This is a genomic window from Streptococcus anginosus, assembly GCF_900636475.1.
GTDB lineage: Bacteria > Bacillota > Bacilli > Lactobacillales > Streptococcaceae > Streptococcus > Streptococcus anginosus.
Genome location: NZ_LR134283.1, coordinates 928,371 through 948,329, shown reverse-complemented (window position 1 = coordinate 948,329; position 19,959 = coordinate 928,371). Strand labels below are relative to the sequence as shown.

The window sequence follows — 19,959 nt, the reverse complement described above, 5'->3', positions numbered from 1 at the left end:
CAATTTTACGACTATTCTTATTCTTTTGATGATAACTCGATTACTTTGTCATATCGTTTAAGAGTTTCATCCGAGTAGTGATGAATGACTTCAATAACGGTTTGATGAAGAGAGAATAAGACATCTTCAATTTCTTGAGCCATTTGTTTATCCAAATTGGATTTGACTTCATCAGCCAAAATGAAATCTTTTTCATAGTAGAGGCTTCTAGCAATCTCTAAGCGTTGTTTTTCACCGCCAGACAAGGCTTGATTGGTGATTCCATTTTTCTCTTTCAGATAGGGCAGACGAACCTTTGTCAGAACATCTTCTATTTTTTCATGATTGATAGGCTTTCCTAAGCTAATATTTTCATAGAGGCTCAAATTATCAAAGTAGTAACTTTCTTGCAGAATGTATGAACCGATTTGCTGCCTCGCTTCTTGGTTGAGTTCTTGACCGTTAAAGGTGATGTGACCAGAATCCGGCTGTAAAAAGCCAAATAGGAGATTTAACAAGGTTGTTTTTCCGCTACCACTTTCTCCGATAATGGCAATCTTTTCGCCAGCGTTTATGGTAAATGAGAAGTCAGAGAGAATAATGTTTCCTTGATGGCTGAAAAAGATGTGTTCACATTTTATTGGGAAGTAATTTTCAGAAGAGATTGTTTCATTAGTTTTTGTTCTTTCAGCTAAAAATTGATATTTATCACATAGATTTTTGCTGGATTTTCGAGTATTGATAAAGTAAGAAAGCTCTTGAAATTGATAGCCGATATTGTAAGATACAAGATAAATCGCTACAAAGCTAGCAGGAGTCAGTCTGCCATAATAGGTCATAAAGCCATCAACAATAATGGGACAAATAGAGCAAAATACGTCAATAGTGTTGATAAGGATGTTATTAATGGTTCGCTGTTTTTCAAACTGGACATTCTGCTCAATATTTTGAAAGAGTTTTTTCTGAAAAAGAGTGTAAAAGAAAGTTTGGCTATGGTAATTTTTAATAACTCTAGCACCTGCTATAAAGCTAGAAAGCAAGGTTATGTAGCTCTGATTGACTTCTGATTTTTGCTTAGAAAGCTGGTCTAGCTGTTTGGAGCCAATACCACTACATAGAGCTGGAATAGCATAGAAAATGATGAAAATTGCTCCTAGCCCAAAATTTGTCAGTAAAGCATACATGATAGAAACGCAGGTGAAACCCAAAGAACCAATAATAATCAGAGTGGATTCTACATAATTTTCCTCGATTTGCTTTACATCATTTTCCAAGTCAGAAAGAATATCTTCATTTGACAATTGACTTTTATACAAAAAAGTAGCAAACATCTTTCCTTTTATATTCGTATTGAAGTCTGCAATGATTTTTGCATAGAAATAGCGTTTGCCTGCCAAACCTAAGACAATCAGCATATTTCCAAGAATTCCCAACATCAAGATTTGCCAGAGAATTTTTAAATTTTTCGCTTGAAAACTATCAATAATCATCCGAACGAGCGTTGGGTTTAAAACTGAATCAATCCATGTCAGCACGATAAACAGAAAGTAAATCGCTAGTAGTTTTTTTGAAATAAATCGTTTCAGCATATTTGATAAGTCCTATCTAAAATACGAATATTTAAAAACTCTCAAAAAGCTGTTTGAGAGTTTTTAAATGCGCCGTAGCAATTTTTTAATCAAACTGAGAATTTTAAATTTAAGTGGTTGTGGATAATAGCGGAAGGTGCCCATTTTGCGAACAATGTAGCCATTGAAATTTTGCTTGAAACGGAGCACGCCGTCTGAGCCATCGAAAATTCCAGTAATACCAAGAAAATTATAAAAAGGAATACCTCGCTTGATAGCTTCTTTCATGACGTATTCTTGGAGAAGTGCTGGGGCGTAGAATTTGTTAAATTCAGGATAGGAACCACTAAAGAGGTAAGTCGCTTCCTGTGGCGTATAGATAAAGAGGCTGCCTGCAAGAACTTGGTCTTCTGTTCCATATTTATCTATCAATTCTTGTGCTTCGGCTTTGCGTGTTTCAAAACTTTCAAATTGGCTAGAGAATTCACGCAGTTGATTGTGCTTCTTCTCTGACTGAGGATTTTTTTCTAAATCCGCTTCTAATTTTTGAATTTTTTGTCTGAGTTTTTTTTGATCATTTTGCAGATGTTGCAGATAATCTTGAAAATTAAGCGTTGCAATCATAAAGTCCGCTTGATTGCCAAAAGCATCGTAGAAATCTTGGTAGTAATCTAAAGGTTTATCACTATATTCACGCCGCTCGGAAGTAGCAGAAGTGATTTCCTTGAAAATATTTAATTCATCTCGCTTCAATTTTTTTAATTGAATGCCGAAAGTATTCGCCTTTTTGACGGTTGATTTGCCATTTTTGCTGAAGGATTTGAGTAGATCTTTTTCAGTTAGTTCAGTCAGGTCTTTGACATAGTGCCAATCAGGTTCGCCGCCTGGATAACCTGTCTGCAAGCCATCAAATTCATAACCTAAGTCTGTCAACTCTTTTATCAATTCTGTTTTTTCGGGCGAGGTCGGCTGACCATTGCTGTCAAATGTTTGATAAGTTTCATAAGGTTTGACAATTAGCTCTAAAGCGCCATTTTCTTTAGCGTAGGTCTTAAGTTCACGGTAGAAATGCTGTAGGTCTTGAGGATTTGTTGAAACAGGGCCACAATTTATTTCCATGTGAAGTCCGCCTGTCATGGGCATACTGTAGAGCACAGCTGAAACAGTCACTTCGTCATGCTCATTTGTGTATCCTACATATTGACAAGTAAAGCCACGTTTTGATAAGAGCTTCTCCATTTCTACCGTCTGCATAAAAGAACGTTGAGCGCAAGAAGCGCTGTGTTTTACAAATTCTTCCTGACGAAGTTGTCTGAATGTCATACGATTCCTTTCTTAGTGTTTGCTACGGAATTTCTTTCTCAAAGTATAAGCAAGGTTAGAGAGATGATAGAGTGGATTGGTTGGCAAGTTAAACTCCCCGACAAATTCTTCAATAGTTGGATTGAACTTGGATTTAAAGTGATAAAGTCCGCCGTCTAAATCATTTTCAACACCACCCATGTTTTGCCAGTTCGCTCCACGGTCGAAGGCGTGCTTTGCAGTTTCATACCAAGTGAGGAGAGCTGGCTGGTAACGACGGTATTCTTCATCCATTCCAGCATAGATATTTTCAGAGGTAGCTCCATATTCTAGAACCAATGTCCCAGATAAAGGCACGGTTGTTACACCTTGAGCAATTTTTTCTGACAAGAAATCCATTTCTTCTTGCAGTCGTTTTTGTTCTTGCTTATTGTTTTCAATTTTACCAGGTTTAGTTTTTTCAGTGAATTTGCTGGCTTCTTTTTCAGCTTTGGCTTTTTGAGCTTGAAGACTTTCTAGACGCTCATTTAGGTCAATGCTTGCAAGTGTGATATAGGAATGCTCTGGGTAAGTATCAAGGAGTTTTTGATAATAGTCCTTCCCCCGCAAGTGAATACTCTTTCGATTCTCGGTTTTTTTCATCAAAGTAGAGAAATCATCCAAAAGTTCTTTGCCACCAAACTGGACTTGAATGCCTTTGTTTCGTGCAGTGCGAATGGCTTGGCGTGTACTTTTTGATAAAAGTTCTTCGCTGAAATTATCCTTATAAATATTTGCTTGAAAACGTGGTTGAATTGTTTCGTCTAATGATTCTGTTCGCCCCACCCAAATAGCTCCCGCTTTCTGGAGATTTTGAATCACGTCAAGTGTTTCTTGCTGTTCTTTTTTGTCTTCTCCAATTTGAGCCTGCACGAGGAAAAGACTAGGATCGAACTTGATAAAAAGAGCTTTTTTAGTTTTGGCAAATTTTTTTAAAGAGGTCAGAACAAAGTGTAGCAATTCCTGATCTTGATAGTCCATAATAGGGCCACGCGGAATATAAAGCATGGTCATACTGAGCGGCAGTGGCTTGATGAGAATGCTGGCCGAGGCTACTAATTGATTATTTTTGTAAAAACCAATTCGTTCATTGTCCCAATTATCTTTGACCTTTGCCCAAGAAGCGCTTTGAAGCAAGTTGGTTTGAGAACTTGCCTTAACAAAATCATCGTGTTCTTGAGCAGAAATTCCAATCTTATAAGTGTACATCAGTTTAAAACCCACTCTCTAATAGCGTATGCAACGCCGGATTCATCGTTTGATTTGGTGATATACTTGGCAATTTTCTTCAACGCGTCAGTCCCATTTCCCATTACAACAGGATTTCCCACGACTTCTAGCATTGCACGGTCGTTTTCTTCGTCCCCGATAGCCATAGTCTCCTCTTTTGTCAATCCTAATTTTTCCGCTAGATGCACGACTGCAGCCCCTTTATTGACAGTTTTTTTGACAATTTCTAAGTAAAAAGGTGCAGATTTCACGAGTGTGTACTTGTCGTACAATTCTTTAGGGAGTTTGGCGATTGCTTGATCCAAAATTTCTGGTTCGTCAATATACATGATTTTGACGATTTCTTTGTCTACCATCTCTTCTGGAGTGCGGTAGTAGACTGGCATATTGACCAGTCCGGCTTCGTAAACGGTATATTTTCCAATGTTACGGTTAGCAGTATAAATACCGTCCTTGGTGATAGCGTGCATGTGAACCCCTAATTTGCGACTGAGACATTCAATATCCAAATAATCATCGTAGGTTAGAGTTTCTTTGATATATTCTTCCCCTGTAACTGTATCTTGAACCAGCCCGCCATTGAAGGTAATGACATAATTTCCCGGCTCGTTTAGGTGTAACTCTTCAAGCAAATTTCTCACTCCTGGAATGGGGCGTCCAGTTGCAATGACAATCTTTACTCCAGCAGCTTTGGCATCTTGTACAGCAGAAAAAACTTCTGGTGTGACTTCTCTTTTGGTGTTTAATAAGGTTCCGTCAATATCAACGGCAACTAGTTTAATACTCATGTTCGTATGCTTCTCCATATATAAATTGATCGTTTTTGATATACGACAAGAAAGTTTTACTATTTTCACTAAAAAGTCCAGCTTCTTTCAGCATCTCTTTTGGGAAATAGAAACGATTGTCTCCATGTCTTGTGCCTGCTAACGATTCAACAATGGGCGACAAAGTGGACAACTCCGCGAGACTGCCATCCTTTTGGATAATTTCAATCTGAGTGCGTGGTTTTTCGACATCTGGACGATAAAAATCATAAGGTAGATCAAAATTGCGGTGAATAGCGGTATAGTAGTCAGGATCAAAGCCGACTTCTGCAACCAAATCCCGCATAACATTCAGATATTTCTCATTTTCTTTTGAAAAAATAATGGATTTAAAGACTTTGCGGTTGATGAAACGCTGTGCTAAATCAGATAAAATCGTATCAGGGCTCGTCATCCAGACCTGGAAATAAGTATTCATCACACCATCATCCAGTGCTAGATAATCTTTCAAGGTCACTCGCTTTTCAAAGAAAGGAATGAGGTTGGGAGAAGAGAGTGCAAAATAGTCTTTCTGCTTTTCGTATAGAATTTTAGCTCGCTTGAGCAAGTTTTGCAAGAGTACTTCCATTGCCCGACTAGCAGGGTGAAAATAAACCTGCATATACATTTGATAACGACTGACGACATAATCTTCCACAGCATGCATGCCGTTGCGTTTGAAAGCAATGCCGTTTTCAACAGGACAGATAACGCGTAAAATCCGTGTCAAATCAAATTGTCCATAAGAAGCGCCTGTGTAGTAGGAGTCTCGCAAGAGATAATCCATGCGATCGACATCAATCTGACTGGAAATAAGTTGCACCACCTGTTTGTTTGGATAGGTGTGGTTGATAACGCTGGCTACTTTTTCCGGAAAATCAGGCGAAACTTGAACCAGAACTTTGTTAATCTCTGTTTCAGGGTTTGTGATAATCTGGCGTGTAATTTCCTCGTGGTCGGTATCAAAGAGACGCTCGAAAGTATGTGAATAAGCGCCGTGACCGACATCGTGCAAGAGGGCTGTTGCCATGACAAGTAAGCTTTCATGACAATCCCAAACCTCTGGATATTTTTCGTCAAAGATTTTTGTAATTCGTCTTGAAATCTCATAAGATCCAAGGCAATGCGAAAAACGGCTGTGCTCGCCTCCGTGGAAGGTATATCCAGAAGTTCCTAGCTGTTTGATGCGGCGCAGTCGTTGAAATTCTTTGGTGTTTATTAAATCATAGATGACTTGGTGATCCACATGAATATAATTATGGACGGGATCACGAAATACTTTTTCAATCATGGCTCTATTATACCACATCTCGTCTAGCAGTCCAAATAACAAAGTAATCTATAACCTCTGAAAATAGCGATTCAAACTTGCTGGTTTAATTCAAAAATTATCCCATTCAGAACTATGGCAAAATAAAAGTATAAGAAAAAATGGGAGAAAAATTTTTGATTTTCTGCTAAAATAAAAAAAGAAATAGGAAGACGAGGAAATTTAAAGAGTGAAAATTAGAATCCAAAATCGAATTCAAATGGATGAGCAAGTAGAGCAAATTGACCAAAGTTACGCTGTAGATTGGACTCAAAAGGGCGCTTATCATTATTTATTGTTTAAAAATGAAGAAGGAGAGAAGGTTGTGTTGAAGTTTCATGATGAAGAACTAGTCATGACACGCTTCTCCACCCCTAAATCCTTGATGCGATTTATCAAAGGGGGAGAAGCTTTGGTTGGGATTCCGACACCAGTCGGCATGCAGCAATTTATCACGAAAACAAGCCATTACCAAGTTGATTTGAAAAAGCAGATACTTGAGCTTCATTATCAATTGAGAACACCTGACGGCGAACGAACTTTTGCGGATTATCAAATGGAAATTTCGTGGAGATAGAAAGATATGAAAAGAAACCTTCCTAGTTTAGTGATGACGGCTATTTTCATTCTCAGTAGATTTATTTGATTTTTTTCTGACAAGGCTTAATATGTTCTTTGACCTAACAGGAACACTTGTCATAGCGATTATTTTATTTATTGTGTCTTGTTATCTATTCGGTAAAATAGATAGAAATTGAACTTTTTTTGCTTGAAAAAATTGAAGAATTTGATATAATAAAAACACTCAAGGGAGTAGCTAGCGGGATATCCGTTACAAGGTCGTCAATACGAAAGCAATTTCCGGCCTTGTATGAAACAGCGAGACTTGTTGCAATAAACAGGTCTCTTTTTGTTTGTCAAAAAGGGATCAAAGGAGGAAATAGTTTGTCAAAAGAACAAAAACGCCAAGCGTTTTATACGCAAGGTTCGGAGGAAGTTTTAAAGGATTTGGAAACTTCTGAGCAAGGTTTATCAAGCAATGAAGCCGCTAAACGTTTAGATGAATACGGACGCAATGAACTGGATGAGGGAGAGAAAAAATCCCTTCTGATGAAATTCGTTGAGCAATTTAAGGATTTGATGATTCTTATTTTGCTGATTGCGGCTATTCTTTCGGTTGTGACTTCAGGTGGTGAAGATATTGCAGATGCGATTATTATCCTAGCTGTGGTCATTATTAATGCCATTTTTGGAGTTTACCAAGAAGGTAAGGCAGAAGAAGCAATTGAAGCACTCAAATCTATGTCTAGCCCAGCTGCGCGTGCGCTGCGTGACGGGCGTGTGACAGAAGTAGACTCAAAAGAATTGGTCCCTGGAGACATCGTTATGCTGGAAGCAGGTGATGTGGTACCTGCTGACATGCGTCTTTTAGAAGCAAATTCTTTAAAAATTGAAGAAGCGGCTCTGACTGGCGAATCCGTTCCAGTTGAAAAACATCTGACTGTTGATGTAGCTACTGATGCAGGTATTGGCGACCGTATCAATATGGCATTCCAAAATTCAAACGTTACGTATGGACGTGGAATGGGTGTCGTTGTCAATACAGGTATGTTTACAGAAGTCGGTCATATTGCTGGTATGCTTCAAAATGCTGATGAAACAGATACTCCACTCAAGCAAAATCTAAATGGTCTTTCAAAAGTGCTGACCTATGCGATTTTAATCATTGCAGCAATCACTTTTGTGGTCGGCGTATTCGTTCAAGGAAAAGACCCGCTGGGCGAATTGATGACATCAGTCGCACTTGCTGTGGCAGCAATTCCAGAAGGACTTCCTGCTATTGTGACCATTGTCTTGGCACTTGGCACACAAGTTTTGGCGAAGAGAAATTCCATTGTCAGAAAGCTTCCTGCAGTTGAGACGCTTGGCTCTACTGAAATTATTGCTTCTGATAAGACGGGAACCTTGACCATGAACAAGATGACGGTTGAAAAAGTCTTTTATGACGGCAGTTTGCATGAAGCGAAACAAGATATTGACCTCGGACTTGACTTGCCATTGTTACGCTCGGTTGTCCTTGCTAATGATACTAAAATCAATCAAGATGGAAAACTCATTGGTGACCCAACAGAAACAGCTTTTGTTCAGTATGCACTTGATAAAGGGTATGATGTTAAAACTTTCTTAGAGAAATATCCTCGTGTCGCAGAATTGCCATTTGATTCTGATCGTAAGCTCATGTCAACCATTCATCCTTTGCCAGATGGTAAATTTTTGGTGGCTGTAAAAGGTGCGTCAGATCAACTCTTAAAGCGTTGTGTGGCTCGTGACAAGGCAGGCAATATTGCGCCGATTGATGAGGCAACGACTCAGTTAATTAAGGGAAATAACTCAGGTATGGCTCATCAGGCTCTGCGTGTGTTAGCTGGTGCCTACAAAATTATTGATGAAATTCCAGAAAACTTAACATCTGAAAATCTTGAAAATGATTTAATATTCACAGGTATGATTGGGATGATTGACCCTGAACGACCAGAAGCTGCTGAAGCTGTTCGAGTGGCTAAAGAAGCAGGTATCCGTCCGATTATGATTACGGGTGACCACCAAGACACAGCGGAGGCTATTGCTAAACGCCTTGGAATTATCAATGATGATAGTAAAGACCATGTCATGACTGGTGCTGAGCTTAATGAATTGTCAGATGAAGAGTTTGAAAAAGTTGTTGGTCATTATTCTGTCTATGCGCGTGTATCTCCTGAGCATAAGGTGCGGATTGTCAAAGCATGGCAACATCAAGGCAAGGTTGTTGCTATGACAGGTGACGGTGTAAATGATGCACCAGCTTTGAAGACAGCCGACATCGGTATCGGAATGGGGATTACAGGTACAGAAGTTTCGAAAGGTGCTTCTGACATGATTCTGGCTGATGATAATTTTGCAACGATTATCGTGGCTGTTGAGGAAGGACGGAAAGTCTTCTCTAACATTCAAAAGACCATTCAATATTTGCTTTCAGCCAATACAGCAGAAGTGTTGACAATTTTCCTTGCAACTCTTTTTGGCTGGGATGTGCTGCAGCCGGTTCATCTTCTCTGGATTAACCTTGTGACAGATACTTTCCCAGCTATTGCACTAGGGGTTGAGCCAGCTGAACCGGGTGTGATGACGCATAAACCGCGTGGTCGTAAGTCTAGCTTTTTCTCAGGTGGTGTCATGAGTTCGATTATTTATCAAGGGCTTTTGCAAGGTGCTTTGGTACTCGGTGTTTATGCTTATGCTTTGATGAATCCAGTTCATGTTGGTGACATGAGAGCTATTCATGCGGATGCGCTGACCATGTCCTTTGCAACGCTTGGACTAATCCAGCTTTTCCATGCCTTTAATGTAAAATCTGTTTATCAATCACTTCTAACAGTTGGACCATTCAAATCTAAAACTTTCAACTGGTCTATTCTTGTTTCATTCATTTTATTGGCTTCTACCATTTTGGTTGAGCCACTAGAAGGAATTTTCCATGTAACAAAATTAGACCTCTCACAATGGGCAGCCGTTCTCATTGGAAGTTTCTCCATGATTATCATCGTAGAAATTGTTAAATTTGTTCAACGCAAACTTGGCTTTGATCAGAATGCTATTTAAGAAAGAAAAAGTCATCTTCGGATGACTTTTTCTAATAATCTAATTGAAAAGGAAAGATATGGAAAAAATACTAAAAGAAAAATTAGCACAGGATATGCCGATTTATCAACAAGAAGAAATCCTTTGGATGTTAGATCATGTTGGTCATCCGAATTATAAAATACGAGATGACTTAATCTTTGTTTCTCTAGCCAGAGCCATACAAGAACAGTTATTTACAAAGGAACAGTTTGATTTTGTAGCGGTTGAGGCTCTAAAACGACAAGGACTCTTGTATAAAAAAGAAGAGGTTGGTCAAGCGACTCTGACTCGATCTTTTACGGCTTTATTATTCGCTAATTTGCTAAATGCAGATGCTAAGAAAAATTCACTTTATTTTAAAAGACTTTCTAGTCATCAAAGAATGGCTCTATTTGAACAAGGTCTATCTTATTTATTGTATGAAAATGATAGCACTGGTTATTCTGAAGAATATGGTTGGGTGCATGCCTTTGCTCATGGTGCAGATCTTTTAGTTGAGATTATCTGTCATCCAGATTTTCCTATAACACGAGTAAATGAGGTTCTTCAAGTATTAGAAAAGATTTTTAAAAGAGTGGATTGGCGCTTTATTAGTGATGAAGAATGGCGTTTGGCACGAGTAATCTATCAAGCTGTTTTAAATGAGAGGCTCTCACAAACCAGAGTTGCGGTTTGGTTAACTTCACTTAGCTTTCCGTTAGAAAACTCAATAGACTTCATACAGTTTTCCAATGTTCGTTCGTGCTTATTAGAAATTTATCTCCAATTAAATAAAGAAAAAGTTCTTGCAGACGAGCTGAGAGAAACTATTCAGTTATTTTCGTACTAAATATCAAAAATGATAAGGGCATCTTCTAATTCTTCTCAGAGGTGCTTTTTCTTACATGATTGGAAAAGAAATAAGTCTTTTACTGCATTATAGCGTTTATGGAGACGGTACATTTGAGGGATTTTGTATTGAGGATGATCTTTGAAAAATTGTTGGGTCAACTGCCATTCGCGGATGTAACCAAGAGGTCTTGTATGATAGCAGACACTGTCAATCATTCGAGCGGAGTGGCGGTGGTGAAGATGACCAAAGACAACACCTTTCACACCATATTTGACAAAGAGCTCATGAAAGGTCTGATTACCCAGAAAAGTATTAAAGCGCTGAAAATAAGGGTGATTGTAAAGAAAATCTTTGTGAGGAACAAAATGCATAGCTAGGATAATAGGACCATTCAGAGAAGCCAAAATTCTCTCAAGTTGTTCTAGGGTCTGTTGAGTGAGTATAGGGTCATCAGTGTTGCGGTTCAATCGTCTATCAAACCAGAAAAATTGCTTGGTTCGTTTGTGTTCTTCAGGTGTTTTTTCGGGAACGAAGCCATAGTCATACCAACCTGCTAGGCTAATAAACTGAGTCTGTCCAAATGATTGTATGTTGAAATCGTGCTGTTGAATCTCGTCTTCAGTCATTCCTAGCATGTCATGATTGCCTAAATTGTAAGAAGCGGAGAAGGACTTTTTGAGCTTTTGTAAAAAGGCAAACTAATTTGCTCAAAACCATTAGACAGATCCCCTGCAAAATGAATATGATCAACCTTTCTTGCTGCTAATAGTTCCATTAAAATAGTGATTTCTTCATCAGTAAATTGGTTTGAATCCAAATGAAGATCACTCATAAATGCTAAATTTGTTATGTTCCTAGTGTAGCATATTTGAGGCAAAATGAAAGAAATAAATTTTTCGTCAAAAATCATAGGAAAGTTTAAGTCTTTTGGTGTAAAATAGAAGCAAGAGGAGGTCTACGAATGATAAAATTAGTAGCATTTGACATGGACGGTACATTTCTGCACTCAGACAATACCTACGATGTGAAGCGCTTTGAGAAAATTTATCGAGCATTGCTTGCAAGAAAAAGATATAAAAGTAGTCGTCATTTCAGGCAATCAGTATGCCCAACTGGCTTCATTTTTTCCAAAATATCAGGATGAGTTAATTATTGTTTCAGAAAATGGAGCACTAATTTTTGAAGGCGAGAAGTTATTGCGAGAAGAAAAAATCGCTAGAACAGAGATTGAAAAGGTTTTAGACGTGCTTGTGTTAGAAGGATTAGAAAATGCGACAACTCTTTGCGGGCTTCATTCTGCTTATTTGATCAAGTCAGCACCCAAACAGTACAAAGAAGAAATTGCAATTTATTACCATGCATTGAAAGAAATCTCTAATTTTCAGGATTTACCAGAAGATGATTTTGTCAAGTTAGCTTTATTGGTGCCAGAAGAAAAAACAGATCAACTCCTTGAAAAGCTAAATCAAGTTACTGGTCAACTCGTTCAGGCAGTTTCAAGTGGACATGGTTCGATTGATATCATCCAAAGAGGTGTTCATAAAGGCTCTGCTCTTGAATTCCTTAGTCAGCATTTTGGTATTGCACCACAGGAGATGATGGCTTTTGGGGACGGTGGAAATGACCTAGAAATGCTAGCTTATGTGGGTCACAGCTATGCGATGGCAAATGCTTCTGAAAAGGTCAAGAAAATAGCAAAGTATCAAGCACCAAGCAATCAAGAATCAGGCGTTTTAGAAATTCTCGAGCGAAAGGTTGTAAAGAAGGGACTATCATGAATATCATTTTGACGTATCTAACTTCTTAATATTTTTCTTCAGACAGCAACTTATCTAACAATCGTGTAACAAAGAACGAAATTTCTTGATAAGGACTTAGAAATTTTATACAATAACTATTATTGGATTTTGTCAGAAATTAGGAAAAAATACTGATTTGTGATATAATAAAACGATATGTGAAAAGAGGTAGATATGGATATTTCAGAAATTCGTCAAAAAATTGACGCAAATCGTGAAAAATTAGCTTCTTTCAGGGGGTCTCTTTGACTTAGACGGTCTGGAAGAGGAAATTGCTATCTTAGAAAATAAGATGACAGAGCCTGACTTTTGGGATGATAATATAGCAGCGCAAAAGACATCTCAAGAATTAAACGAACTTAAGCAAACCTATGATAACTTCCAGCAAATGACTGATTTATTTGACGAATCAGAGATTTTGCTTGATTTTCTAGCGGAGGATGATTCTGTACAGGAAGAGTTGGAAGAAAAATTAGCAGAGTTGGAAACAAAAATGACCAGCTATGAAATGACACTCCTCTTGTCGGAACCTTATGATAATAACAATGCTATCCTTGAAATTCATCCAGGCTCTGGTGGAACAGAAGCTCAAGACTGGGGGGATATGTTGCTGCGGATGTATACACGCTTTGGCAATGCTCATGGTTTCAAGGTTGAAGTATTGGACTATCAAGCGGGAGATGAAGCGGGAATTAAGTCTGTTACCTTGTTTTTTGAGGGTCCTCATGCCTATGGTTTGTTGAAGTCTGAAATGGGAGTTCATCGCTTGGTGCGCATTTCGCCATTTGACTCAGCTAAGCGTCGTCACACTTCTTTTACTTCAGTGGAAGTCATGCCGGAGTTGGATGACACGATTGAAATTGAGGTGCGAGACGAAGACATCAAGATGGACACTTTCCGTTCCGGTGGTGCTGGCGGGCAAAATGTCAACAAAGTTTCAACCGGTGTTCGTTTAACTCACATACCAACGGGAATTGTGACACAATCCACTGTTGACCGCACACAATATGGAAACCGTGATCGGGCAATGAAATTGCTTCAAGCGAAACTCTACCAAATGGAGCAAGAAAAGAAAGCAGCTGAAGTGGATTCCTTAAAGGGAGACAAAAAAGAAATTTCTTGGGGAAGCCAAATCCGCTCTTATGTCTTTACTCCTTACACGATGGTCAAAGATCATCGGACAGGCTTTGAAGTCGCACAGGTTGACAAAGTCATGGACGGAGATATTGATGGCTTCATCGATGCCTACTTGAAATGGCGGTTAAACTAAACATTAAATTTACGAGAGTGGTGCAGACAATTGTAATTGCAATGCAATCATAGTTTCCTCTCCCACTCCCTCAACTATCTTACGAAAGGAACTCTTAACAATAAATGTCAATTATTGAAATGAGAGATGTTGTCAAAAAGTATGACAACGGGACAACAGCCCTGCGTGGTGTGTCCATTGAAGTAGAGCCAGGAGAATTCACCTATATTGTAGGTCCTTCTGGAGCAGGGAAATCAACTTTTATTCGATTATTGTATCGTGAAGTGAAAGTTGATAAGGGAAGTCTGCAAGTTGCTGGCTTTAATCTTGCTAAGATTAAAAAACGTGATATTCCAATGCTACGTCGGAATGTTGGTGTCGTTTTCCAAGACTATAAGTTGCTACCCAAAAAGACAGTCTATGAAAATATCGCCTACGCTATGGAAGTTATTGGAGAACGCCGTCGGAATATCAAAAAGCGCGTTATGGAAGTGTTGGATTTGGTTGGTTTAAAACACAAAGTCCGTTCATTTCCAAATGAACTCTCAGGTGGGGAGCAGCAGCGGATTGCCATTGCTCGTGCGATTGTGAACAATCCTAAAGTTTTGATTGCCGATGAACCGACGGGGAATTTGGATCCAGATAATTCGTGGGAAATCATGAATCTACTGGAGCGAATTAACCTGCAAGGGACGACGGTTCTAATGGCGACCCACAATAGCCAAATTGTAAATACTTTGCGTCACCGCGTTATTGCCATCGAAAATGGTCGTGTGGTGCGTGATGAAGCAAAAGGAGAGTACGGATACGATGAATAGTAGATTTTTAAGTCACCTGCTTGAATCGCTCAAAAGTTTGAAGCGAAATGGTTGGATGACAGTTGCTGCAGTCAGCTCCGTGATGATTACACTAGGGTTAGTCGCAATCTTTGTGTCAGTCATTTTAAACACGGCGAAGCTAGCAACAGATATTGAAAATAATGTGCGGGTTATGGTCTATATGCGACCAGATACAGCGGACAATGAAGAGACTATTACAAAAGAAGGTCAAACAGTCAAAAATGAGGCCTACCATAAGGTATATGATGCCCTCAACAAAATGTCAAATGTGAAATCAGTAACATTTTCTAGCAAGCAAGAACAATTAAAGAAACTAACAGAAGTCATGGGTAAAGATTGGAAACTCTTTGAAGGAGATGCCAATCCCCTACATGACGCTTATATTGTCGATACAACTGACCCCAAATACGTCACGTCTGTCGCAAACAATGCGAAGAAAGTGGAAGGGGTTTCTGAAGTAGAATACGGTGGAGCCAATACAAAACGTATTTTTGCGTTAGCTAATTTTATCCGTACATGGGGAATTGTAGGAGCGCTCCTCTTAGTCTTTATTGCTGTTTTCTTGATTTCAAATACTATTCGGATTACGATTATTTCACGCAGTCGTGAAATTCAAATCATGCGTCTGGTGGGAGCAAAAAACAGTTACATTCGAGGTCCGTTCTTGTTAGAAGGAGCTTGGATTGGCTTGCTTGGGGCAGTTGTTCCAGCTGGCTTGGTCTATTTTATTTACGAAATGGCCTATAAGTCATTTAATCCATCTCTTGCTAGTCAAAATCTTTCAATGATTGTACCCAAAACCTTTATTCCATTGATGATTTCCTTCCTTTTTGTAGTAGGAATTATCATCGGAGCGTTTGGCTCGGTTCTCTCAATGAGACGATTCTTGAAAATTTAAAAAAGAAGTGATAATAAAAACCCTATTGAACCCTGACCCGAAAGTTAGACAGAAAAATCTAACTTTTGAGATGCAGTTCATTTAGGGCTTTTTTAATGCAAAAATGGATTAAACATTTTTTCATGAACAATGGTGGTTTGAGGACCATGACCAGGGTAAACATCATAATCAGGCAAGACCAGCAACTCGTTTTTGATGCTAGAAATGAGTTGTTCTATATTTCCAGTATAGAGGTCCGTTCGACCAATTGATTCGCAAAATAAAGCATCGCCAGTTAAAACAAAGTGCTCGTTAGGAAAGATGATTGAAACACCACCGATTGAATGTCCTGATGTTGGTACGACGTAAAAATAAAAATCATCTAGACTGTAAGGACTATGATAGTCAAAAAAGACATCGGCAGGCTGGAGAATGATGTTATCAATATCTTGGTGGCGAGCTAGTCCAGATAGATTATACTCCGGAGTGTAAAGCCAAGTTGCTTCACTTTCAGCGACATAGACAGGTGGATGTCCAAAATGTTGACGAACTAAATCAACACTCATAATATGATCGTAATGAGTATGGGTCAGCAAAATAGCTGTAATTGGCTTATTGATTTCTTGGATTTTTGCTGCAATTTTATCCCAGTCACTACCCGGATCAACTACGATGAGGTGATGCTCATTTTCTAAATAATAAGTATTTTCATATGCTTGAGAGTTTAAAGTTTTATGAATTGTTATCATGAGAACTCCTTTCACTTCATAGTTTAGCAAAAAATATGAAAAATGACATAAAAGAAATATCAAGCTATTTATCAAGGGAAAATAAGGCGTAAAACGTGATACGAAATAGTTGAATTTATGGTATAATTTTTCTAATATGACACAAGAAAAAAGAAAATATGCTGTGGTGGATTTAGAGGCAACGAGTGCCAGCAGCAACGCAAAGATTATTCAAGTCGGGATTGTGCTGATTGAAAATGGTCAGATTGTTAAAACTTATGAAACCGATGTGAATCCTCATGAGAAGCTGGATTCTCATATTTGCCAATTAACAGGATTGACAGACAAGCGATTGAGAAGGGCGCCAGACTTTTCTCAAGTAGCTCGTGAGATTTATGAGTTGATTGAGGATGCCATTTTTGTGGCTCATAATGTGAAATTTGATGCTAATTTATTAGCAGAAGCCCTCTTTTGGGAAGGATTTGAATTAGTGACTCCGAGGGTAGATACAGTAGAGCTTGCGCAAGTCTTTTTCCCAACGTTTGAAAAATACAATCTAGGAATATTATGTGAGCAGTTAGATATTCCTTTGAAACATGCGCATACAGCGCTTGCAGATGCCTCAGCAACGGCTACATTATTTTTAAAAATACAAGAAAAAATCCAAAAACTTCCGAAAGAATTAGTGGAATATTTGTTGAAATTTTCGGATAGTTTGATTTATGAATCACGTTTGGCAATAGAAGATGCTTTTAACCAAATGTCGGACATAACTTGCCACGATTTGATGAAGTGGCAGGGGATTTTTCTTAGAAAAAGTAAAAAAATTAAAAAAGCGAGAAAACTATCCAAAAATTTCCAACACAATATCAATTTGCTGGATTTAGAGGAGCGAAAAGAACAAGATGAGTTTGCGCATGATGTGGAACAGGCTTTAAAAAGTCAGCAACCAAGTTTTTTACAAGCTCAGACGGGCTTAGGTAAAACTTATGGTTACTTGCTTCCTGCTTTGGCTCAAACGAGCAAGCAAATTTTGGTGACGGTTCCTACGAAAGTGTTGCAAGATCAGATTGTGGCAAATGAAGGACAAAAGTTAGAAGAAATCTTTCATCTTTCTGTTCATAGCTTGAAAAGCCCTGCTAATTATTTAAAGCTTGACTTCTTTTATGACAGTTTGCAGCAGGTAGATGACAATCGTTTGGTCAATCGTTGTAAGATGTTGCTTTTAGTTTGGCTCACAGAAACAAAATCTGGTGATTTGGATGAAATTGGTCAACGGCATCGCTATCAGACCTATTTTCAACAGGTGCTTCATGATGGAAAATTGAGCAAAAAATCCCTCTTTTATGGTGCAGATTTTTGGCAAAAAGGTCAAGAAAAGTCCAAACGCAGTCGTGTATTAGTGACCAATCATGCTTATTTTTTGACGCGGTTAGAAGATGATAAATCCATTGTGGAGAATCGGCTTTTGATTGTGGATGAAGCTCAGAAGTTGTTTTTAGCTTTGGAAAATTTCTCTCGAAAATCCCTCAATATGACAAAATGCTTGCAGCAGATTCAATCAGAACTTGAAACAACAGATACCATTTTGCAGCGTCGGTTATTAGAGGACATTCAATTTGAATTGACTCATGCGGTGGAACAATTCCAATGCTACAAGAAAAATGAGCTAACGAAAGAAACCTGTTCCAAACTCCGACAAGATTTATCAGAGTTAGATCAAAGCTCTCTTTCTGACTTACGCACTATTTTTGCCACAAAATATGACCAGTTCTGGTTAAAAGAAGAGCAATTTGATGACTATCGAGTAACGATGTTGGAAGCTGCTTGCCTAGAAGTGCTAGATTTTAGAGCCTTGCTACCTGAAGAAGTGCAAGTCTTGTTCGTTTCAGCCACGCTTGAAATCAGTAAAAAAGTGCATTTAGCGCATTTACTTGGTTTTGAACATGCACCATTTTATCAGTTACTACAAAAGCAGAAACATCAGCAGAAAATATGGCTAGACAAGGATTTTCCAAATGTTGTAGACTTAGATGTGGATACTTATGCAGAATTGATTGTCAAATGGGTTCATAAGTTAGCTACTCAGGAAGTTCCACTTCTCGTTTTATTTACATCGAAAGCATTATTGTTAGCTGTTTCAGAACGCTTGAGTCTTCCTCATTTAGCCCAGTATAAGAATGGTGAAGCAGCTAATATTAAGCGACGTTTTGATAGAGGGGAAAGTAGTATTTTACTAGGAGCGGGTAGCTTTTGGGAAGGTACAGATTTTTCTAGTCAGAAACAAATGATTGAAGTTATTACGCGAATCCCTTTTGATAATCCGAGTGATTTCTTTACGCAGAAGCTCAATCGCAAATTGCGGCAAGAAGGTAAGAATCCTTTTTATGATTATAGCTTACCTGTTGCGATTTTACGGATAAAACAGGCTTTAGGACGTACAATTCGACACCAAGAGCAGCAATCAGCAGTCGTTATTTTAGACAATCGCATTTTAACCAAACGATATGGACGCCAAATTCAAATAGCTCTGGAAAAAGTTGCTCCACTATCCATCACAAGTATGAAACAAATTCCAAAAGAGATGGAGCAATTTTTGAAGAAGGAAACGATGTAACTTCAATTTATGAATGACTCAGTTCAAAGTAAACTGAGTTTTTTTGTTAAAAATACTGATTTTCTCTGCTGCTAGTTTTAAATTTTGTTATAATAGAAACACAAAGAAAGAAGGTTCAATATGTATCAAAAATATCTTCCAGGGATTGGTTTTGCTTTTGTATTAGCGGCAGTAGCAACCGTCTTGGGAAATTTCTTTCCCTTGATTGGCTCCAGCGTTTTTGCCATTCTTTTGGGAATTTTAGCCAATAATCTTTTTCATATAAAAAAGACTTATCATGCTGGTTTAGCTTATTCAGGTAAGAAATTACTGCAATATTCCATTATTTTGCTGGGGTTCAGCATGTCCATTGGTCGGGTTTCTGCTACAGGCATCTCCTCTTTAAAAATTAGCATTTTAACTATACTGATTGCTTTTATTTCAGCTTATGTGGTAGGACGTCTGTTGGGAATGGGCAAAGTTCTAACCACTTTAATTGGATTTGGAACGGCTATTTGTGGTGGTTCTGCCATTGCAGCAGCTTCACCGATTTTAGAAGCAAAAGATGAAGACATCGCTTTATCTATTTCAACAATTTTCTTCTTTAACATTTTAGCAGTTTTTATTTTCCCATTTTTAGGGCATCTGATGCATATGAATAATGCAACTTTTGGAACTTGGGCAGGAACCGCTATCAATGATACATCATCTGTTGTAGCAGCAGGATACACTTACAGTCAGTCGGCGGGAGATTTGGCAACGATTGTAAAACTAAGTCGTGCTTTAATGATTGTACCAGCTTGTCTCATCTTTGCAGGAGTCCGATATGTACGCTCACAAAGCAGTCATCAAAAAGTCAATTTAAAGAAGATTTTCCCTTGGTTTATTTTGTGGTTTGTTGTGGCGTCTATTGTTACTAGTGTTGGGATTTTTCCAAGTTCGCTCGTTCCTGCAACAAAGTTCTTGTCACAATGGCTTATGGCAATGGCTCTTGCTGGAATTGGTGCAAGGGTATCCTTTGGGCAATTTAGAAAAGCAGGCGCAGCGCCGTTGTTGACAGGAGCATTTGCTTGGTTTGCAGTTGCTGTATCGAGCTTAATTATTCAATACTTTTTCTCATAAAAGTGCTTTAAAAGTGACTGACAT

At 38.5% G+C, this 19,959-nt stretch carries 15 protein-coding genes and 1 pseudogene; 9 read left to right on the top strand and 7 right to left on the bottom strand.

From position 1 onward, the window contains the following. Positions 1 to 17: 17 nt before the first annotated feature. From gggC to EL079_RS04590, 5 genes are all read right to left on the bottom strand, one after another. Positions 18 to 1,568: a streptosactin export ABC transporter GggC gene (gene gggC / locus EL079_RS04610; protein ID WP_003031906.1), complete on the bottom strand. Its 1,551-nt coding sequence runs from the start codon at positions 1,566 to 1,568 to the stop codon at positions 18 to 20. A gap of 63 nt (positions 1,569 to 1,631) precedes the next feature. Beyond that, positions 1,632 to 2,870, bottom strand: coding sequence for an aminoacyltransferase (locus tag EL079_RS04605; protein ID WP_003031890.1), 1,239 nt, complete (start codon positions 2,868 to 2,870; stop codon positions 1,632 to 1,634). Between the two features lie 12 nt (positions 2,871 to 2,882). Then, positions 2,883 to 4,097, bottom strand: a complete 1,215-nt coding sequence (locus tag EL079_RS04600) for an aminoacyltransferase (protein ID WP_003031881.1) — start codon at positions 4,095 to 4,097, stop codon at positions 2,883 to 2,885. After that, the gene (gene yidA, locus EL079_RS04595; protein ID WP_003031895.1) at positions 4,097 to 4,906 is read right to left on the bottom strand and encodes a sugar-phosphatase; all 810 of its coding nucleotides are present in this window, start codon (positions 4,904 to 4,906) and stop codon (positions 4,097 to 4,099) included. The genes EL079_RS04600 and yidA overlap by 1 nt, the downstream gene beginning before the upstream one ends. Continuing rightward, positions 4,896 to 6,215: an HD domain-containing protein gene (locus tag EL079_RS04590; RefSeq protein WP_003031897.1), complete on the bottom strand. Its 1,320-nt coding sequence runs from the start codon at positions 6,213 to 6,215 to the stop codon at positions 4,896 to 4,898. The genes yidA and EL079_RS04590 overlap by 11 nt, the downstream gene beginning before the upstream one ends. Before the next feature lie 208 nt (positions 6,216 to 6,423). On the opposite strand from EL079_RS04590, the gene EL079_RS04585 reads away from it, so the two are divergent. The 3 genes from EL079_RS04585 (at position 6,424) to EL079_RS04575 (ending at position 10,722) form a co-directional block, all read left to right on the top strand. Beyond that, a complete protein-coding gene (locus EL079_RS04585; RefSeq protein WP_003031891.1) occupies positions 6,424 to 6,810 on the top strand; it encodes a DUF1934 domain-containing protein in 387 nt (128 codons plus the stop codon). A 368-nt stretch (positions 6,811 to 7,178) separates the two neighbouring features. Then, entirely contained in the window at positions 7,179 to 9,872 is a 2,694-nt protein-coding gene (locus EL079_RS04580) for a cation-translocating P-type ATPase (protein ID WP_003031887.1), read from the top strand. 58 nt (positions 9,873 to 9,930) lie between these two features. Continuing rightward, complete coding sequence (locus EL079_RS04575) at positions 9,931 to 10,722, top strand: DUF2785 domain-containing protein (protein WP_003031907.1); 792 nt, start codon at positions 9,931 to 9,933, stop codon at positions 10,720 to 10,722. A 35-nt stretch (positions 10,723 to 10,757) separates the two neighbouring features. Here EL079_RS04575 and EL079_RS04570 read toward each other — a convergent pair. Beyond that, positions 10,758 to 11,575 (bottom strand): annotated as a pseudogene (locus EL079_RS04570) (metallophosphoesterase). Positions 11,576 to 11,759: 184 nt separating this feature from the next. Here EL079_RS04570 and EL079_RS04565 point away from each other — a divergent pair. The 4 genes from EL079_RS04565 (at position 11,760) to ftsX (ending at position 15,510) form a co-directional block, all read left to right on the top strand. Next, positions 11,760 to 12,503 (top strand): Cof-type HAD-IIB family hydrolase, encoded by a 744-nt coding sequence (locus EL079_RS04565; protein WP_003031882.1) that lies wholly within the window; start codon positions 11,760 to 11,762, stop codon positions 12,501 to 12,503. 195 nt (positions 12,504 to 12,698) lie between these two features. Next, a protein-coding gene (gene prfB / locus EL079_RS04560) for a peptide chain release factor 2 (RefSeq protein WP_108720872.1) occupies positions 12,699 to 13,794 on the top strand; the annotation gives its coding sequence in 2 pieces (ribosomal slippage) (positions 12,699 to 12,770 and positions 12,772 to 13,794; 1,095 coding nt in all). Positions 13,795 to 13,898: 104 nt separating this feature from the next. Further along, positions 13,899 to 14,591 carry a cell division ATP-binding protein FtsE gene (ftsE, locus tag EL079_RS04555; RefSeq protein ID WP_003025346.1) on the top strand — a complete coding sequence of 231 codons (693 nt, stop codon included), beginning with the start codon at positions 13,899 to 13,901 and terminating at the stop codon, positions 14,589 to 14,591. Then, positions 14,584 to 15,510, top strand: coding sequence for a permease-like cell division protein FtsX (ftsX, locus tag EL079_RS04550; protein ID WP_003031842.1), 927 nt, complete (start codon positions 14,584 to 14,586; stop codon positions 15,508 to 15,510). Before ftsE ends, ftsX begins: the two co-directional genes overlap by 8 nt. A 92-nt stretch (positions 15,511 to 15,602) precedes the next feature. Here ftsX and EL079_RS04545 read toward each other — a convergent pair whose 3' ends face one another. Then, positions 15,603 to 16,238 (bottom strand): MBL fold metallo-hydrolase, encoded by a 636-nt coding sequence (locus EL079_RS04545; RefSeq protein WP_003031900.1) that lies wholly within the window; start codon positions 16,236 to 16,238, stop codon positions 15,603 to 15,605. A gap of 136 nt (positions 16,239 to 16,374) precedes the next feature. Here EL079_RS04545 and EL079_RS04540 point away from each other — a divergent pair, with 136 nt between their 5' ends. Together EL079_RS04540 and EL079_RS04535 are read left to right on the top strand one after the other, a co-directional pair. After that, positions 16,375 to 18,834 (top strand): bifunctional DnaQ family exonuclease/ATP-dependent helicase, encoded by a 2,460-nt coding sequence (locus EL079_RS04540; RefSeq protein ID WP_018543440.1) that lies wholly within the window; start codon positions 16,375 to 16,377, stop codon positions 18,832 to 18,834. 120 nt (positions 18,835 to 18,954) lie between these two features. Further along, positions 18,955 to 19,935, top strand: a complete 981-nt coding sequence (locus EL079_RS04535; RefSeq protein ID WP_003031880.1) for a YeiH family protein — start codon at positions 18,955 to 18,957, stop codon at positions 19,933 to 19,935. Positions 19,936 to 19,959: the final 24 nt, after the last annotated feature.

What these genes read in the sequence shown, in the direction of transcription:
- EL079_RS04535 (WP_003031880.1), top strand. Translation starts at nt 18,955, where the DNA reads ATGTATCAAAAATATCTTCCAGGGATTGGTTTTGCTTTTGTATTAGCG.
- EL079_RS04575 (WP_003031907.1), top strand. Translation starts at nt 9,931, where the DNA reads ATGGAAAAAATACTAAAAGAAAAATTAGCACAGGATATGCCGATTTAT.
- yidA (WP_003031895.1), bottom strand. Translation starts at nt 4,906, where the DNA reads ATGAGTATTAAACTAGTTGCCGTTGATATTGACGGAACCTTATTAAAC.
- ftsE (WP_003025346.1), top strand. Translation starts at nt 13,899, where the DNA reads ATGTCAATTATTGAAATGAGAGATGTTGTCAAAAAGTATGACAACGGG.
- EL079_RS04605 (WP_003031890.1), bottom strand. Translation starts at nt 2,870, where the DNA reads ATGACATTCAGACAACTTCGTCAGGAAGAATTTGTAAAACACAGCGCT.
- EL079_RS04590 (WP_003031897.1), bottom strand. Translation starts at nt 6,215, where the DNA reads ATGATTGAAAAAGTATTTCGTGATCCCGTCCATAATTATATTCATGTG.
- ftsX (WP_003031842.1), top strand. Translation starts at nt 14,584, where the DNA reads ATGAATAGTAGATTTTTAAGTCACCTGCTTGAATCGCTCAAAAGTTTG.
- EL079_RS04545 (WP_003031900.1), bottom strand. Translation starts at nt 16,238, where the DNA reads ATGATAACAATTCATAAAACTTTAAACTCTCAAGCATATGAAAATACT.
- EL079_RS04600 (WP_003031881.1), bottom strand. Translation starts at nt 4,097, where the DNA reads ATGTACACTTATAAGATTGGAATTTCTGCTCAAGAACACGATGATTTT.
- gggC (WP_003031906.1), bottom strand. Translation starts at nt 1,568, where the DNA reads ATGCTGAAACGATTTATTTCAAAAAAACTACTAGCGATTTACTTTCTG.
- EL079_RS04540 (WP_018543440.1), top strand. Translation starts at nt 16,375, where the DNA reads ATGACACAAGAAAAAAGAAAATATGCTGTGGTGGATTTAGAGGCAACG.